18 protein-coding genes are annotated in these 14,943 nt (G+C 75.0%); 5 read left to right on the top strand and 13 right to left on the bottom strand.

The annotated features are described in order from the left end of the window. Positions 1–2 precede the first annotated feature (2 nt). Together N0B34_RS01765 and N0B34_RS01760 are read right to left on the bottom strand one after the other, a co-directional pair. Positions 3–878: an LLM class F420-dependent oxidoreductase gene (locus tag N0B34_RS01765; RefSeq protein ID WP_263729487.1), complete on the bottom strand. Its 876-nt coding sequence runs from the start codon at positions 876–878 to the stop codon at positions 3–5. Between the two features lie 142 nt (positions 879–1,020). Beyond that, positions 1,021–2,220 (bottom strand): Gfo/Idh/MocA family protein, encoded by a 1,200-nt coding sequence (locus tag N0B34_RS01760; protein WP_263729486.1) that lies wholly within the window; start codon positions 2,218–2,220, stop codon positions 1,021–1,023. 112 nt (positions 2,221–2,332) lie between these two features. Here N0B34_RS01760 and N0B34_RS01755 point away from each other — a divergent pair, with 112 nt between their 5' ends. Next, positions 2,333–3,328 (top strand): pirin family protein, encoded by a 996-nt coding sequence (locus N0B34_RS01755; protein ID WP_263729485.1) that lies wholly within the window; start codon positions 2,333–2,335, stop codon positions 3,326–3,328. A 33-nt stretch (positions 3,329–3,361) separates the two neighbouring features. Here N0B34_RS01755 and N0B34_RS01750 read toward each other — a convergent pair whose 3' ends face one another. Then, a complete protein-coding gene (locus N0B34_RS01750) occupies positions 3,362–4,387 on the bottom strand; it encodes an aldo/keto reductase (protein WP_263729484.1) in 1,026 nt (341 codons plus the stop codon). A 112-nt stretch (positions 4,388–4,499) separates the two neighbouring features. Here N0B34_RS01750 and N0B34_RS01745 point away from each other — a divergent pair, with 112 nt between their 5' ends. Further along, positions 4,500–5,030 (top strand): DUF1003 domain-containing protein, encoded by a 531-nt coding sequence (locus N0B34_RS01745; protein WP_263729483.1) that lies wholly within the window; start codon positions 4,500–4,502, stop codon positions 5,028–5,030. A gap of 19 nt (positions 5,031–5,049) precedes the next feature. Here the strand turns inward: N0B34_RS01745 and N0B34_RS01740 are convergent, their stop codons facing one another. The 4 genes from N0B34_RS01740 to N0B34_RS01725 all read right to left on the bottom strand — a co-directional run bounded on the left by N0B34_RS01740 (position 5,050) and on the right by N0B34_RS01725 (position 7,838). After that, positions 5,050–5,436 (bottom strand): DUF488 domain-containing protein, encoded by a 387-nt coding sequence (locus N0B34_RS01740; RefSeq protein WP_263729482.1) that lies wholly within the window; start codon positions 5,434–5,436, stop codon positions 5,050–5,052. A 109-nt stretch (positions 5,437–5,545) separates the two neighbouring features. Beyond that, the gene (locus tag N0B34_RS01735; protein WP_263729481.1) at positions 5,546–5,857 is read right to left on the bottom strand and encodes a DUF2249 domain-containing protein; all 312 of its coding nucleotides are present in this window, start codon (positions 5,855–5,857) and stop codon (positions 5,546–5,548) included. A 150-nt stretch (positions 5,858–6,007) separates the two neighbouring features. Beyond that, a complete protein-coding gene (locus tag N0B34_RS01730; protein ID WP_263729480.1) occupies positions 6,008–7,201 on the bottom strand; it encodes a cytochrome P450 in 1,194 nt (397 codons plus the stop codon). Next, complete coding sequence (locus tag N0B34_RS01725; protein WP_263729479.1) at positions 7,191–7,838, bottom strand: helix-turn-helix transcriptional regulator; 648 nt, start codon at positions 7,836–7,838, stop codon at positions 7,191–7,193. Before N0B34_RS01725 ends, N0B34_RS01730 begins: the two co-directional genes overlap by 11 nt. A 36-nt stretch (positions 7,839–7,874) precedes the next feature. Here N0B34_RS01725 and N0B34_RS01720 point away from each other — a divergent pair, with 36 nt between their 5' ends. The 3 genes from N0B34_RS01720 to moaA all read left to right on the top strand — a co-directional run bounded on the left by N0B34_RS01720 (position 7,875) and on the right by moaA (position 9,998). Beyond that, positions 7,875–8,465 (top strand): MogA/MoaB family molybdenum cofactor biosynthesis protein, encoded by a 591-nt coding sequence (locus N0B34_RS01720; protein ID WP_318529951.1) that lies wholly within the window; start codon positions 7,875–7,877, stop codon positions 8,463–8,465. Next, the gene (locus N0B34_RS01715; RefSeq protein ID WP_263729478.1) at positions 8,465–8,878 is read left to right on the top strand and encodes a molybdenum cofactor biosynthesis protein MoaE; all 414 of its coding nucleotides are present in this window, start codon (positions 8,465–8,467) and stop codon (positions 8,876–8,878) included. Before N0B34_RS01720 ends, N0B34_RS01715 begins: the two co-directional genes overlap by 1 nt. A gap of 67 nt (positions 8,879–8,945) precedes the next feature. After that, the gene (moaA, locus tag N0B34_RS01710) at positions 8,946–9,998 is read left to right on the top strand and encodes a GTP 3',8-cyclase MoaA (protein WP_263729875.1); all 1,053 of its coding nucleotides are present in this window, start codon (positions 8,946–8,948) and stop codon (positions 9,996–9,998) included. Positions 9,999–10,039: 41 nt separating this feature from the next. Here moaA and N0B34_RS01705 read toward each other — a convergent pair whose 3' ends face one another. The 6 genes from N0B34_RS01705 to N0B34_RS01680 all read right to left on the bottom strand — a co-directional run bounded on the left by N0B34_RS01705 (position 10,040) and on the right by N0B34_RS01680 (position 14,938). Further along, positions 10,040–10,447 carry a hypothetical protein gene (locus tag N0B34_RS01705; RefSeq protein WP_263729477.1) on the bottom strand — a complete coding sequence of 136 codons (408 nt, stop codon included), beginning with the start codon at positions 10,445–10,447 and terminating at the stop codon, positions 10,040–10,042. A gap of 154 nt (positions 10,448–10,601) precedes the next feature. Next, positions 10,602–10,859 (bottom strand): MoaD/ThiS family protein, encoded by a 258-nt coding sequence (locus tag N0B34_RS01700; protein WP_263729476.1) that lies wholly within the window; start codon positions 10,857–10,859, stop codon positions 10,602–10,604. Next, positions 10,856–11,854: an NTP transferase domain-containing protein gene (locus N0B34_RS01695; protein WP_263729475.1), complete on the bottom strand. Its 999-nt coding sequence runs from the start codon at positions 11,852–11,854 to the stop codon at positions 10,856–10,858. The genes N0B34_RS01700 and N0B34_RS01695 overlap by 4 nt, the downstream gene beginning before the upstream one ends. After that, positions 11,851–12,324 carry a cyclic pyranopterin monophosphate synthase MoaC gene (gene moaC, locus N0B34_RS01690; RefSeq protein ID WP_263729474.1) on the bottom strand — a complete coding sequence of 158 codons (474 nt, stop codon included), beginning with the start codon at positions 12,322–12,324 and terminating at the stop codon, positions 11,851–11,853. Before moaC ends, N0B34_RS01695 begins: the two co-directional genes overlap by 4 nt. Before the next feature lie 32 nt (positions 12,325–12,356). Then, positions 12,357–13,637, bottom strand: coding sequence for a gephyrin-like molybdotransferase Glp (glp, locus tag N0B34_RS01685; RefSeq protein WP_263729472.1), 1,281 nt, complete (start codon positions 13,635–13,637; stop codon positions 12,357–12,359). Then, positions 13,634–14,938 carry a ThiF family adenylyltransferase gene (locus tag N0B34_RS01680; RefSeq protein ID WP_263729471.1) on the bottom strand — a complete coding sequence of 435 codons (1,305 nt, stop codon included), beginning with the start codon at positions 14,936–14,938 and terminating at the stop codon, positions 13,634–13,636. The genes glp and N0B34_RS01680 overlap by 4 nt, the downstream gene beginning before the upstream one ends. Positions 14,939–14,943 lie beyond the last annotated feature (5 nt).

The raw sequence follows: 14,943 nt of genomic DNA, 5'->3' as shown, positions 1-14,943 counted from the left end.
GATCAGCCCAGCTCGGAGAGCGGCTCGACCGCCGGCACGACGGCGTCGCGCACCCAGGCGTGCAGCGACGTGGCGGGCGGCCGCAGGATCACCGTCTCCACCCCGAGGTCCGCGAACGGGCGCATCGTCTCGACGAAGCCGTCGACGTCCCCGTTCAGCAGCTCGTCACCGGCGTTGAGCACCGTCACGCGGATCTCGGCGGGGTCGCGGCCGACGTCGGCGCAGTGCCCGCGCAGCACCTCGAGCTTGTGCGCCACCTCGTCCGGGGTCGCCCCGAACAGGTTGCACGCGTCGCCGTACTGGGCCACGAGCCGCAAGGTCTTCTTCTCGCCGGAGCCGCCGATCATGATCTCCGGCCGGTGCAGCGGCAGCGGGGAGCACAGCGTGCGGTCCAGCTGGTAGTACCGACCGGTGTACGGGCCCTCGTCGGACGGGTCCCACATCTGCCGGGCGATCTGCACCGTCTCCTCGAGGCGCTCGAACCGCTCGGACAGCGGCGGGAACGGCACGCCGAGCGCCGCGTGCTCCTCCTCGTACCAGGCGGCGCCGATGCCGAGCGCGGCACGGCCGCCGCTGAGCACGTCGAGCGTGGCGACGATCTTCGCCAGCAGCCCCGGGTACCGGTAGGTCACCCCGGTGACCAGCACGCCCAGCTCGGCCCGCTCGGTGTGCCCCGCGAGGTAGCCCAGCGTCGTGTACGCCTCGAGCATCGGGTCCTGGGCCGGGAAGCCGGCGCGCATCATCTGGAAGTAGTGGTCCATCACCGAGATCCAGGCGACGCCGCCCGCGTCCGCCGTCTCGACGGTCCGCGCGAGCTCGCCGCGCAGGTCGGCGGGGGTGACGCTGTCGAACCGCATGAGGTGGATGCCGACGCGCATGGGTGCTCCTCGAGGACGAGCGGGAGACGGCGAGAGCCGCCAGCAGCACTCTGCACACGGTGCCCCGTCCGGCGTCAAGCGGAAGGGGCCTCCGTTTCGCCGACGGAGTCCCCTGGGGGACGGCTTCGCCGCACCGGCCTCGTCAGTCCTCCTCGACGCGCTCCCACGTGCGGCCTTGAGCCGAGCGCTCCACCGCCGCGAGCACCCGCTGCACCTGCAGCCCGTCCGCGAACGTCGGCTCCGGCTGCTGCCCGGCCGCGATGCCCCGCACCAGGTCGACCACCTGGTGGGTGAACGCGTGCTCGTACCCCAGCCCGTGCCCGGCCGGCCACCAGCTGCCGGTGTACGGGTGCACCGGCTGGGTCACCTGGATGCGCCGGAAGCCGGCGGTGCGTGGGTCCTCGTGCGCGTCGAACACCTGCAGGGCGTTCATGTCCTCGAAGTCGAACGCCAGCGCGCCGTCGGTCCCGTCGATGTCCAGGCGGATCGAGTTGCGTCGTCCCCACGCGAAGCGGGTCGCCTCGAACGTCGCCAGGGCGCCGTTGCCCAGGCGCCCCATGAACACGGCGGCGTCGTCCACCGTCACCGGTCCCCGCTCGGTGCCGGCGGTCCCGCCCAGCGCTGAGGTGCCGGTGGCCACCGGGCGCTCGCTGACGAACGTCTCGAGCATCGCCGTCAGCTCGGTCAGGCGGTCACCGGTGATGAACTGCGTCAGGTCCACGATGTGCGCGCCGATGTCCCCGAGCGCACCCGACCCGGCCTTCTGCCGGTCCAGCCGCCACGACAGCGGCGCCTGCGGGTCCGCCAGCCAGTCCTGCAGGTACTGGGCGCGCACGTGCCGCACCGTCCCGATGCGGCCCTCGGCCACCAGCTGGCGGGCGAGCTGGATCGCCGGCACCCGGCGGTAGCTGTAGCCGACCATCGCGACGACCCCGCGCTCGGCGGCGCGCGCGGCGGCCGCCGTCATCGCCTCCGCCTCCGCCACCGAGTTGGCCAGCGGCTTCTCGCACAGCACGTGCTTGCCGGCCTCGAGCGCGGCGATGGCGATCTCCGCGTGCGTGTCGCCCGGGGTGCAGACGTCCACGAGGTCGACGTCGTCACGCGCGACGAGGGCCCGCCAGTCCGTCTCGACGTCGCGCCACCCGAGCGTGTCCGCCGCGGCCCGCGCGGCTGCGGCGTCGCGCCCGGCCAGCACGGTCAGCTCCGGCAGCATCGGCAGCTCGAAGAACCGGGGCGCGGTGCGCCAGGCGTGCGAGTGCGCCCGACCCATGAACGCGTAGCCCACCATCCCGACGCGCAGCCGGGGACGCGGGGTAGGGGCAGGGGAGTCGTCTGGGGTCATGCGCACATCCTCACCTGGTCGGGGCCCCGTGACGCGCTGCCGGAATCCGTCCGAGAAGCGGCGCGGCGGGACGCCCCTGCCGTCGTCGGCGCCCCGGGGTGACGATGGGCGCATGACGAACCTCGAGCAGGCGCCGACCGAGACGGTGTGCGACGGCGCCGGCGCGACGGACGCCGTGCAGGTGCTCGAGCCGCGCGACGTGCCGCTCGGCGGCGTCCGGGCCATGACCGTGCGCCGCACGCTGCCGCAGCGCGCCCGATCGCTGATCGGTGCGTGGTGCTTCCTCGACCACTACGGCCCCGACGACGTGTCGGTGACCGGCGGGATGCGCGTGCCGCCGCACCCGCACACCGGGCTGCAGACGGTCAGCTGGCTGTTCTCCGGCGAGATCGAGCACCGCGACAGCCTCGGCACGCACGTCCTGGTCAGACCCGGTCAGCTCAACCTGATGACGGCCGGGCACGGCATCAGCCACTCCGAGGACTCGACGGCGCGCACCACGCTGCTGCACGGCGTGCAGCTGTGGACCGCGCTGCCCGCGGTGCACCGCGACACGGCGCCGGCGTTCCAGCACTACGCGCCGCCGGCGCTGCGGCTCGACGGGGTGACGGTGCGGGTGTTCCTCGGTGCGCTGGCCGGTGAGGTGTCACCGGTGCCGACGTTCTCCCCGCTGGTCGGTGCCGAGCTGCTGCTCGACGCCGGCTCGCGGCACACGTTCGTCGTCGACCCGGACTTCGAGCACGGGGTGCTGGTGGACCGGGGTGAGGTGCAGGTGGCGGGTGCGCAGGGGCGGGCCGACCAGCTGCTCTACCTGCCGCCGGGTCGGACGCACCTCACCGTGGCGGCCGGTGACGCTCCGGTGCGGCTGCTGCTGCTGGGCGGCGAGCCGCTGGGGGAGCGCATCGTCATGTGGTGGAACTTCGTCGGGCGCTCGCACGAGGACGTGGTGCAGGCGCGGGCGCAGTGGCAGGCGGAGATCGGGGCCGAGCCCGACGCGGGTGCGCTGCCGGGCGACGACGGGTCCCGGTTCGGCCACGTCGCCGACCACCCGCACGCGCCGCTGCCCGCTCCGGTGCTGCCGCCGTTGCGGCTCACCCCCCGCGGCTGACCGCCGCTGGCCGGCCCGCCCGGCCGCGACTGCTCAGAGCGGGGCGTCCAGCCAGACGCGCGACGGCGGCAGCAACGACTCGAGCTCCTCCCAGATCTCCTCCGGCAGCTCCTGCTGCGCGGCGGACACCGTCGCCGCCACGCGCTCGGGCCGGCTCATGCCGACGACGGTGGTGGCGAACCGGGGGTCGCGCAGCGAGAACTGCAGCGCCGCGGTCCGCAGGTCGGTGCCGTGCCGTTCGCACACCTGGCGCATCGCCTCGACCGCCTGCAGGATCTCCGGCGGTGCCGGCCGGTACCCGTACCGCGCCGGGCCGGTGCCGCCAGACCCGCCCGACCCGCCGCCGGCCAGGATGCCGCCGCCGTACACCGCGGCGTTGATCAGGCCCATGCCGCGCCGCTCGGCCTCGGCCAGCAGGTCCGCGGCGCTGCGGTCCAGCAGCGTCCAGCGGTTGTGCACCAGCAGCACGTCGAACACCCCGAGGGCCAGGTACCGCGCCATCTCCTGCACCCGCCCGCCGGCCAGGCCGATCGAGCCGACCGCGCCGGACTCCCTGAGGCCCACCAGAGCGTCCACCGCACCGCCCGGCGCGGTCAGCTCGGCGAACTCGAAGGCCTCCGGGTCGTGCAGGTGCACCAGCGGCAGGTGGTCCAGGCCGAGGCGCTGCATGCTCTCGGCCACCGAGGCGCGCACCCGGTCGCCGGAGTAGTCCCGGCCGTCGGCGTCGACCTTGGTGATCACCACCACGTCGGCCGGCTTGCCACCGACCTGGGCCAGAGCGGTGCCGATGCGCCGCTCGCTCTCGCCGTCGCTGTACCCGTTGGACGTGTCGATGGTGCGGATCGGGCTGTCCAGCAGCGCCCGGACCGTCGCGATCCCCTCGTCCCGGCTGACGTCCCGCCCGTACAGCGCCGGCATGCTGCCGAGCGGGCTGCCGCCGGCGCACACCGCCGAGACGGTGATGCCGGTGCGGCCCAGGGGACGCATCCAGCCGGCCGAGCCCGGTCGCGGGACTGACGGCGACGCTGCCGGCGTCGGGCTGTGCGTGGGACCCTGCATGACGCGCTCCCGTCGGTGCCTGGCGACCACCGCGGACGCCTGTCCGACCTTCCCACGCGCGCCTGCGCCGTGCCTGCCCGGCTCCGTTGCCGCGCGCCGCGATACTCGCGCCATGCCGGACCTCTTCGAGTACATCCCGCACCCGCACATCGCCCGCCGCCAGCAGGCCGGGCCGCCGAAGGTGGCCGCGGCCGCCGCCCAGGTGCACGGCAGCGGGCTCGTGGGGCGGTTCAACGCGCGGGTCGGTCTGCGGATCACGCTGATCGTCGGCACCATGTGGACCGCGTACGTGTTCACGGTGCTGGCCCTGGTCAGCGCGCCGTCGGCGTTCAGGTCCGGCGACAAGCTGGTGATCGTCGCGTGGATCGCCCAGACGTTCCTGCAGCTGGTGCTGCTGCCCATCATCATCGTGGGCCAGAACGTGCAGGCCGCGGCGGCCGACGAGCGCTCGCTCGCCACCTACAACGACGCCTCGGCGGTCCTCGAGGAGGCGCGGCAGATCCAGGCCCACCTGCTGGCGCAGGACGCGGCGATCCAGCAGATCCTCGCGTCGCTCGCGGCGACGGAGAAGCCGACCGCGGGCGAGCAGCCGACCGGGGGCGAGCAGCCGACCCGCGACGTGCCCGGCCCCGACCCGGCGTAGCCCCGCAGCGCGTCGGCCGCTACCGGCTCTCGCCGCCCCGGCCGGTCGTCCCGCTGCGGGCCGCGAGGTAGTCGCGCAGCACCTGCGCCTGGTTGAGGTGCGGGTCCCGTGCGGAGTAGACGAGGGTGACCACCGGGTGGTCGTGCAGCAGCCGGTGCAGCTCGTCGAGCGCGGGGTTCGCGTCCAGCTCCGCGCGGTAGCGGGCGGTGAACTCGTCGAGGCGGGCGGGGTCGTGGTCCCACCAGGTGCGCAGCTCCGCGCTGGGGGCGATCTGCTTGAGCCAGGTGCCGACGGCGGCGCGCTCGCGGCTGACGCCGCGTGGCCAGAGGCGGTCGACCAGCACGCGGTAGCCGTCCTCGGGCGCCGGGTCGTCGTAGACCCGCTTGATCCGTACGACACCGCTCATGCCGGGCCTCCTTCGAGGGCCTCCTTCGACGGTGGGTCGTCGAGGGCCTTGCGTGATGACGAAGGGTGCCGGGCCGGCTCGGGGAGGGCCGGACCGGCACCCGTCCGGCTCACACGGCGGCGGCGGCCAGCCGGGTGAGACGCACGTGCCACTCCGTGGGGCCCTCGACCAGGAACTCGACGTCGATCGGCGCGCGCTCGGAGAGCTGGGACAGCATCGGCAGCGGGGCGTGCGGGGCGACGATCACCATCGAGCCACCCGGGGCGATGGCGTCGAACGCGCCGAACACGGCGGCGTGGCGGATTGCGTGCGGGATGGTGCGCACGTCGAGCACCGGGACGGCCTCGTCGTGGCCGCCGCAGCCGCAGGAATGGCCGGCGGGTGCGGGGGCGCTGGGCAGGATCTCGATGGGCTCGCTCACGTGGTGCTCCTCGGTGGACTGACCCACGCCGACCGGGCCGACGTGGAAGGGGCTGCCCTGCCGGCCGCCCGGAATAGAGAGGATGCTACTCCGGCTTATTCGCGCGGACGACGAGTCGTCCGTCACGCGCTGCGGGCCCGGCGACGGGTCTCAGCGCACCAGCACCGACAGCGACACGAACCCGCTGCCCGGGTACGCGGCCCGCTGCGGCGCCCGCTCGGGGTCCGGCTCGAGCGAGCCGGTCGCGGCGAGCAGCTCCTCCGTCACCACGCGCAGCTCGAGGCGAGCCAGCGGTGCGCCGGGGCACACGTGGATCCCCGCGCCGTACAGCAGGTTGTCCTGCGGCGGGCGGTCCAGCCGCACCTCGTCGGGATCGCCGAACACGGCCTCGTCCCGGTCGGCCGACGCCCACATCACGGTCAGCCGGTCGCCCGGCTCGAAGGCGTGGCCGCCGAGCTCGGTGGGCGCGGTCACCACACGTCGGTTGGCGATCAGCGGCGGGTGCACGCGCAGCAGCTCGTCCATCGCGGCGGGGATCAGGCCGGGGTCGCGGCGCAGGTCCTGCTGCACCTGTGGGCGGGTGGCGAGCAGGTGCACCACGATTCCGACGGACGCGGAGATGGTGCTCAGCTCGCCGACGGTCCAGTTGCGGACGATCGAGACCAGCTCCGCCCTGGCCAGCGGGCGTCCGTCGACGCGCTCGGTCAGCAGCCGGGTGGTCAGGTCCCGTGGCGCGGCACCGCCGAGCGCGCGGCGCTCGTCCAGCAGCTGGGTGATGTAGCCGTCGAAGTCCTCGGCCACGTCGGCCATCGCCGCCCGGTCCCGCCGCAGGGTCGCCTCGCGGTTGCGCGCCGTCCAGGCCCGCAGCGGTCCGTGCAGCCGGTCGGGCCAGCCGAGATACGCGGACTGAGCGCGGAGTGCGAACAGCTCCGCGAAGTCGGCGACGTCCCACGCGGCCCCGTCGGACGAGCCCCGGGCCGGCAGGCTCTCGAGGAGCTCGCGCACCACGCGACGGCAGGCCGCCTCGAACCCGTCCACCAGCTCCTGCGTGAAGTACCGGTCCACCAGCTCGCGGAACACCGTGTGCTGCGGGGGGTCCATCCCGTTGGGCACGTTGAGGTGCGTGGACACGGCGCTGGAGAAGGTGTCGGGATCCTCGATGACGCGCAGCACGTCGGCGTGCCGGAACAGGGACCAGCCCAGGTAGTCGCTGTGCGCGACGGGGCAGCGCGACCGCATCGCGTCGTACGCGGCGACCTGGTCGTCCAGCACCTCGGGGGCGCGCGGGTCCCAGTCGTCCCGGGCCGGTGCGGACGGGTCGGACGAGGCGGCGTCAGACGGCATGGAGCCTTCCCTTCGGTGCGAGGGTCAGGACGCACAGGCCCGGCTCGACGAACGGCGCCAGCCGCACGTCCACCGCGTCCCCGGCGACCTGCTCGACGATGCGCTCGGCCAGCCCGCTGTGCACCTGGCACACGACCTCCGGGTGCCGGCTCGCGGCGTCCCGGAACGGGCACGCCCGCAGCCGGATCTGGTCGCCGGACACCTGCGGGTCGAAGCCGAGGCGCTCGAACGCCTCCGCGACCGCCACGTCGGCGCCGCCGTCCGGGACCGGCAGTGCGTCGGCCCAGCGGCGGCCGGCTGCTGCGGACTCGCGCCGAGCGGCGGCCCCGCTTGCGGCCAGCGCCTCGGCGAGCGCCGCGATCATCTGGTCTCGCGCCGCATCCGGGCCGAGGGTGGCCGCGCGGTAGTGCACGCTGGGCCGGCCGCGCCGTCCCGTGCGCCCGGCGGTGCGCTCCACCAGGTGCAGCTGCTCGAGCTGGTCCAGGTGGAAGCGGACCGTGGTGACGTGCAGGTCGAGCTCACCGGCGAGCTGCTGCGCCGTCGGCGGCTCGGTCGCGGCGCGCACCGCGTCGAGCACCCGACGCCGGGCCGGCGAGGCCAGCGCGGCGCTGGTGCTCGCATCGTCCCCTGGCGTCACGGTTTAGAAACTACCATCGTCCGTTATATTGGCCCGATGCCGCGACCGGACCCGACGGAGGCCGCTGCGCACGGCGCCGGCACCGCCGGACACCACGCCCACGCCGCCGGCCCCAGCGTTGCCGGAGGCCACCACACCCACGCCGACCAGGCGCAACGACGGGCCGTGGTGATCACCGTCTCCGACCGCTCGGCCGCCGGGCTCCGTGCGGACCTGTCCGGGCCTGCGGCCGCCGAGGTGCTGACCGCCGCCGGCTGGCAGGTGGACGCGCCGCGCGTGGTGCCGGACGGTGAGGAGCCCGTCCGGGCGGCGCTGGTGCAGGCGCTGACGGACGGTGCCGACCTGGTGCTCACCCTCGGCGGGACGGGCGTCGGCCCGCGCGACCGCACGCCGGAGGGCACCCGCGCCGTGCTCGACCTCGAGCTGCCAGGCGTCGCGGAGGTGATCCGCGCGCGCGGTCTGCTCAGCACGCCGACGGCGGCCCTGTCGCGCGGCATCGCGGGAACGGCCGGACACTCGGTGGTGGTGAACCTGCCGGGTTCACCCGCCGCCGTCCGCGAGTCCCTGGAGGTGCTGGTGCCGCTGGTGCCTCACGTGCTCGACCAGCTGCGCGGCGGCGACCACTGATGGCGGCGCTCGCGCGCGTCAGCAGCGACCCGCTGGACCTCGCCGAGCACCTGGCCGCCGTGCAGGACCCGGCGTGCGGAGCCGTCGTGACCTTCGTCGGCCAGGTGCGCGACCACGACCCGGGCGCCGAGGGCGAGGTGACCGGCATCGAGTACAGCGCGCACCCGGATGCCGAGCGCATCCTCGCCGAGCTCGCCGAGGCGGCGGAGGCCGGCGGCGCGCGGGTCGCGGTCAGCCATCGGATCGGCGCACTGGCCGTCGGCGACCTCGCCCTGGTGGCCTGCGTCGCGACCGCCCACCGGGCTCAGGCGTACGAGGTGTCCCGCGAGCTGGTGGAGCGGATCAAGGCCGAGCTGCCCGTGTGGAAGCGGCAGTCCGAGGTGGACGGTCGCACGTCGTGGGTGGGGATCTGACGTGACCGGCCCGTTGCGGACGGCGGTCCCGGTGACGATCGGGGCTCCGCGGCCGGCCGTCGAGGCGATGCCCGGGGCGCTGTCGGGACGACGGGGTGACCCGTTGGTCGACACGTTCGGGCGCGTGCACCGCGACCTGCGGATCTCGCTCACCGACCGGTGCTCGCTGCGCTGCACGTACTGCATGCCGGCCGAGGGCATGGCCTGGCTGGCCGGCCCCAGCATCCTGTCGGCCGACGAGATCGTCCGGGTGGCGCGCGTGTGCGCGCAGGACGGGATCACCACGTTCCGGCTGACCGGCGGTGAACCGCTGCTGCGGCCTGACCTGGTGGACCTGGTGGCGCGGCTGTCGGCCCTGCGTGGGCCGTCCGGTGACCCGGTGCAGGTGGCGATGACCACCAACGGCATCCGGCTCGGCACCGTGCTCGACGACCTGGTCGCGGCCGGTCTGCACCGGCTGAACATCAGCCTGGACACGCTGCGTCCCGACCGGTTCCACGCCCTGACCAGGCGGGACAGGCTCGACGACGTCCTCGAGGGGATCGCGGCAGCGGCGGCCTCCCCGTTGCGGCCGCTCAAGCTCAACGCGGTGGCGATGCGCGGGGTGAACGACGACGAGCTGGTGGACCTGGTCGAGTTCGCGGTCTCCCACGGCGCCCAGATGCGGTTCATCGAGCAGATGCCGCTGGACGCCGGCCACACCTGGGACCGCGGGCGCATGGTGACGCGCGACGAGATGCTCGCGGCGCTGGGGGAGCGGTGGACGCTCACCCCGCTGCCGGGCCGTGGCGGTGCGCCGGCCGAGACGTTCCTGCTGGACGGCGGTCCCGACCGGGTCGGGGTGATCGCGGCCGTGACGGCACCGTTCTGCGGCGCGTGCGACCGGCTGCGGCTGACGGCCGACGGTCAGCTGCGCAGCTGCCTGTTCGCCACCTCGGAGCTGGACCTGCGGGCGGTGCTGCGGGGCGAGCCGGGTGCGGGCGGGCGCGACGACGAGGGCACGGACGACGGGATCGACGCGGTGCTGCGTCGATGCGTGCACGGCAAGCTGCCGGGCCACGGCATCAACGACCCCGGCTTCCTCCAGCCGGCCCGCGGCATGAACGCGATCGGCGGCTGACCGCTGCACCGCCCACGATCTGGGCTACCTCGACCATCCGGCTACGCCCGAAGACGGCTGACCACAGCGCTCGTTGCACCCTCGTTCTCGAGTAGATCCAGCGCCATCGTCTGCCAGCGGAGCTCGGCCTGGACCACGGGATCGGCCGTGTCGACCTCGAGCGGGCGAGCCAGGGTGGCGCCCTCGAGGTAGTAGCTGATCCGTTCGAATGCTGCGTCCACGCAGCGTTGAGCTGCCCACTCGGCATCGTCCGCCGAACCGCCGACGGCACCGAGGGCGTACCAGACGGCTGCTACGTCGTCCTCATCGAGATCGGCGCGCTGACCCAGCTGCTCCTGAACCGCCTGCCAACCCACGCCTTCGTCCTTGACTGCCTGCCATCCGACCGCAAGAGCGGCTCGAAGCGGGTCCTGCTCGGGTCGGCTGCGTCGTACGAGCTGCTCGGCCACCGCGAGCGCGAAGACCGCACGAGCGTTTTGAGGAAGCGTGCGAGCCCGCTCGCGGATCGGTTCCCACGCTGCCGGTGGTGCGTCGTCCATGCGTGCAGAGTGCCAGTCGCTGCCCCGCTAGTCGTGTGCGTCAGCCGACGTCACGAGCCGTCACTCAGCCCCCGGCGAAGGGCGGGAGGACGTCGACCACCGCGCCCGCCGGCACGGGGACGCGGGGACCGTCGGCGCGCAGGCCCGCGACCAGGAAGGAGCACCGGCCGAGGACCGTCGCGGTGTCGGGGCCGCCGGCCGCGACCAGGGCGTCGACGACGTCCTGCACGGTGCCGACCGGCATCTCGAGCTGTTCGGCGCCGACCGCCTCGGCGGCGGCGGCGAACAGCCGGACCGTGGCCGTGGTCGTGGTGGTGCTCACTCGGTGCCCTGCTCGGTGGAAGGCTCGGCGGAGGGCTCGGCCGCGTGCTCCAGCGCTCGGCGCTGCACCAAGGCCGCCAGGCGCTCCAGCTCCTCGTCGACCGGCACCCCGGTCGCTGCCGAGCGACCCAACGCGAGGCCGAGCGCGAAGGTGCTGAGCGGCGCCGCCGGCCGCGCGACGCCATGCGCCACGTCCCGCGCCACGTCCAGCACCGCGTCCACGTTGATCCGGTCCTCGATGCCGAGCAGCCCCTGCAGCTCGGCGAGCCAGTCGCCGAGCGCCCCTGCCGGAACCCGTCCGGCCTTGCCGCTGTGCTCCACGGTCGTCCTCTCGTTCGTCGTCGGCCCCGCCCCACCGTCGCCGGCGCGGCGCCGCCACCACTCCACGTCCTCCGGAGTGTCCACGTCGCGCGATGCTCCCGACGGGTCCGCCACCGGCTCCAGCTGCAGGCGCCGCACCACGTCGCCCATCCGAACGCCGCGCCGCCCTGCGAGGGTCGCCTCAGACGTCGCTGCGCGCAACGCCGCGGCCAGCGCCTCCCGCGCGTAGACGCCGGCCAGCCACTGCGGCTGCTGCTCGTCGTCCACCAGCACCAAGCCGTCGCGCCCGCCCGTGCCCCCGGCCCAGCGGTCCAGCAGCAGCCGCACCACGTCGCCGGACCGTGGCAGGTCGCAGGCGAGCAGCAGCACCCACGGGGCGTCCAGCAGGGGGATCGCCGCCTGCACCGCCGCCGCCGGACCGCCGAACGGCGGGTCCTCGCGTGTCACGCGGACGCGCAGGGCGTCCGGCACGTGCGACGGCGGGGGCCCGACGACGACGGCCTCCCCAACTCCCGCCGCGACCAGGGCGTCGAGCAGTCGGGCGATGAGCGGGCCGTCGCCGAGGTCGAGCTCCGCCTTGGCGGCGCCACCGAGCCGCGACCCGCGGCCACCGGTCAGCACCACGGCCTGGATCGGGCCCGCCTGGATCGAGCCGGCCGGCAGGGGAGCGGTCACGGCTGCCGGTGCCACTCGCCGGACTTGCCCCCGGTCTTCGCCTCGAGCCGCACGTCGCCGAACCACACACCCCGGTCCAGCGCCTTGACCATGTCGACCAGCGCGAGCGCCGCCACGGACACCGCGGTGAACGCCTCCATCTCCACGCCGGTGCGGTCCGCCGTGCGGACGGTCGCGCTGATCCGCACGCCCTCGTCGGTCAGCTCGAGGTCGACGCTGGCGCCGTGCACGCCGATCACGTGCGCGAGCGGCAGCAGCTCGGCGCAGCGCTTGGCGCCGGCGATGCCGGCGATGCGGGCGACGGCGAACGCGTCGCCCTTCGGCACGGCATCGTCGCGCAGCGCGGCAACCACCGTCGGGCTGCAGTGCACGAATCCGCTGGCCGTGGCCGAGCGGACCGTCGGCGTCTTCTCCGTCACGTCGACCATCCGGGCGTGGCCGGCGCCGTCGAGGTGGGTCAGTGCGTCCATGGCTCCTTCTCGGTCCTCAGCGATCTCGGTCCTCAGCGCCGGTCCGTCAGCACGACGTCCACCAGGTCACCGGCCTGCACCTGCTCGGTCTTCGCGGGCACGATCGCATACCCGTCGGCCGCCGCGAGGCTGCCGACCAGGTGCGATGCCGACCCGCGCCGGGCTGCCGGCTCGACGGACCAGCCCTCCGCGGCCGGTGCGACCCGGACGGGCAGGTACTGGGTGCGGCCGGCCGGCGTGCGCCACGACGTCGCCGCGCGGGCGCGCACCGGCGCCGGCTGCACGGCCGACGGCTCCGCACCCTGCATGGTCAGCAGCGCCGGGCGGACGAACACGTGGAACGACACCCACACGCTGACCGGGTTGCCGGGCAGCGCCAGCAGCAGCGCCCCGCCCGGCAGCGTGCCGAACGCCTGCGGCTTGCCCGGCTGCATGGCGACCTTGGTGAACTCCACGTCCGACGAGCCGGTGAACAGCTGCTTGACCGGGTCGAACGCCCCGGCGCTCACGCCGCCGGTCAGGATCACCGCATCGGGTTCCAGGCCGACGGCCCGATCGAGGGCGGACGCCAGCGCCGCCGGGTCGTCGTGCACCCGCGCGGCGGCGACGACCTCGCCGCCCGCCTCGGCCACCAGCCCGGACACCAGCAGGCTGTTGGAGTCGGGGATGTGCCCGCGCGGCAGCGGCTCGCCCGGCGCGACGAGCTCGCTGCCGGTGGCGATCACGACGACGCGCGGCGTCCGGGTCACCAGCACGCTGCCGTGCCCGGTCGACGCGAGCGCCGACAGCACGGTGGCGCGCGCGAGCGTCCCCGCAGGGACCACCAGGTCGCCGACGGCCTTGTCCTCGCCGGTGCGCCGCACGTGCATGCCTCTGCTCGGTGCGCGCAGCACCGTGACGGTGGGCGGCAGGGCGGCGAGCGTGTCCGTGCGGTCGGTGTGCTCCAGCTGCACGACGGTGTCGGCGTCGGTCGGCAGGGTCGCGCCGGTCATGATGCGGACCGCCTGGCCGGCGGCCAGGTGCGGGTCGAGGTCCGACCCGGCCGGCACGTCGGCGACGACGTCGAGCGTGACGCCGTCGTCGTCCGCACCCCCGGCCTCGCCTTGGGCCGCCATGCCGGCGACGTCGGCGTGGCGCAGTGCGTAGCCGTCCATCGCCGACGCGTCCCACGGCGGGACCGGGACGAGGGCGTGCACGTCCTCGGCGACCCGGCGCCCCGCCGCCTGCGCGAGGGGCACGCGCTCGGCTGGCAGCGTCGGGGTGACGGCCAGCACGCGCGCCAGGTGCTCGGCGACCGGGACCAGACCGCTCACCGGGAGCTCCGCCCGGCCGCAGCGACCTCGGCGCGGATCGCCGTGACCGCGGCCGGCGCCAGCGTCCGGGCCCGGTGGTCGGTGGCCACCAGAAGCTGGACGGCCCGTGCCGACCGCGCGCCGACCGCGCAGTAGGCGACCAGCAGCGCGTCGGGATCGGCACCGGCCTCGGTCAGCAGCGCGTGCACCACGTCCGGCCCGTGCCGCGAGGCCTGCACCAGGGCGGACACCGGCACGTTGACCGCACCGGGAAGCGCGTCCACGGCGAACTCGGACGGTTCCCGCACGTCGAGCAGCACCGGGGCAGGGTCGGCACCGGCCAGCGCCCGGTACTCCTCCAGAGACAGGTCGCCGGACACCGTGGCCGGCCGCGTGGTGGCGGGCCCACGCGGGTCCCCGGTTGCCCCAGCGGTGAACGGCACGGGGTGCATTCCGACGGCGAGCCGCTCGGTCACCTCCGTCGGCGACGCGCCCGCAGCCGCCCCCGCCACATCCGCCGGCCCGCGCGCCGCCCGCGGCAGCAGCGGCACCTCCCGCACCCGCATGCCGAGCGCGTCGACCACGGCCACCCGGCCCAGCAGCACCTGCCCCGCACCGATGATCAGCTTGAGCGCCTCGGTCGCCATCATCGAGCCGACCATCCCGCACAGCGCCCCGAGCACCCCGGCCTCGGCGCACGACGGCACCGACCCCGGCGCCGGTGGCTCCGGGAACAGGTCGCGCAGCGTGACGGGGGCGATGCCGGCGGGCGGCCGCGACCAGAACACCGACACCTGGGCGTCGAAGCGGAGCACGGACGCCCACACCAGCGGCACGCCGAGCTCGGCGCAGGTGTCGGAGATCAGGTACCGGGTGGCGAACGTGTCGGTGCCGTCCAGCACCAGGTCGTAACCGGTCAGCAGCGTGCGGGCGTTGGCCTCGTCCAGTCGCACGCGATGGGCCTCGACGACGACGTCGGGGGCGAGCTCCGCCAGCCGGCGGGCGGCGCTGGCGACCTTCGGCTCACCGACCGCCGCGGTCGCGTGGATCACCTGGCGGTGCAGGTCGGTCAGGGAGACCTCGTCGTCGTCGACGATGCCGATGGTGCCGACGCCCGCCGCCGCGAGGTACAGCAGGGCTGGTGCGCCGAGCCCGCCGGCGCCGATCACCAGCACGCGGGCGGCCGCGAGGCGCCGCTGACCGAGCTCGCCGAGCTCCGGCAACCGGCTCTGCCGGGCGGTGCGCTGCACCTCGACCCCGTCGAGGGGTGGCCCGGGCTCGACCAGCGGGGGGAGCGCCACGGCCGGCTGGGATGTGAGCATCGCCT

This window comes from Cellulomonas sp. SG140, from assembly GCF_025770785.1.
GTDB lineage: Bacteria > Actinomycetota > Actinomycetes > Actinomycetales > Cellulomonadaceae > Cellulomonas.
The sequence above is the reverse complement of the archived record's forward strand: the minus strand, read 5'-3'. Positions and strand labels throughout refer to the sequence as shown.

Excerpts from the sequence above, each read along its gene's own strand:
- N0B34_RS01765 (WP_263729487.1), bottom strand. The coding sequence starts at position 878 with ATGCGCGTCGGCATCCACCTCATGCGGTTCGACAGCGTCACCCCCGCC.
- N0B34_RS01760 (WP_263729486.1), bottom strand. The coding sequence starts at position 2,220 with ATGACCCCAGACGACTCCCCTGCCCCTACCCCGCGTCCCCGGCTGCGC.
- N0B34_RS01755 (WP_263729485.1), top strand. The coding sequence starts at position 2,333 with ATGACGAACCTCGAGCAGGCGCCGACCGAGACGGTGTGCGACGGCGCC.
- N0B34_RS01750 (WP_263729484.1), bottom strand. The coding sequence starts at position 4,387 with ATGCAGGGTCCCACGCACAGCCCGACGCCGGCAGCGTCGCCGTCAGTC.
- N0B34_RS01745 (WP_263729483.1), top strand. The coding sequence starts at position 4,500 with ATGCCGGACCTCTTCGAGTACATCCCGCACCCGCACATCGCCCGCCGC.
- N0B34_RS01740 (WP_263729482.1), bottom strand. The coding sequence starts at position 5,436 with ATGAGCGGTGTCGTACGGATCAAGCGGGTCTACGACGACCCGGCGCCC.
- N0B34_RS01730 (WP_263729480.1), bottom strand. The coding sequence starts at position 7,201 with ATGCCGTCTGACGCCGCCTCGTCCGACCCGTCCGCACCGGCCCGGGAC.
- N0B34_RS01720 (WP_318529951.1), top strand. The coding sequence starts at position 7,875 with ATGCCGCGACCGGACCCGACGGAGGCCGCTGCGCACGGCGCCGGCACC.
- N0B34_RS01715 (WP_263729478.1), top strand. The coding sequence starts at position 8,465 with ATGGCGGCGCTCGCGCGCGTCAGCAGCGACCCGCTGGACCTCGCCGAG.
- moaA (WP_263729875.1), top strand. The coding sequence starts at position 8,946 with ATGCCCGGGGCGCTGTCGGGACGACGGGGTGACCCGTTGGTCGACACG.
- moaC (WP_263729474.1), bottom strand. The coding sequence starts at position 12,324 with ATGGACGCACTGACCCACCTCGACGGCGCCGGCCACGCCCGGATGGTC.
- N0B34_RS01680 (WP_263729471.1), bottom strand. The coding sequence starts at position 14,938 with ATGCTCACATCCCAGCCGGCCGTGGCGCTCCCCCCGCTGGTCGAGCCC.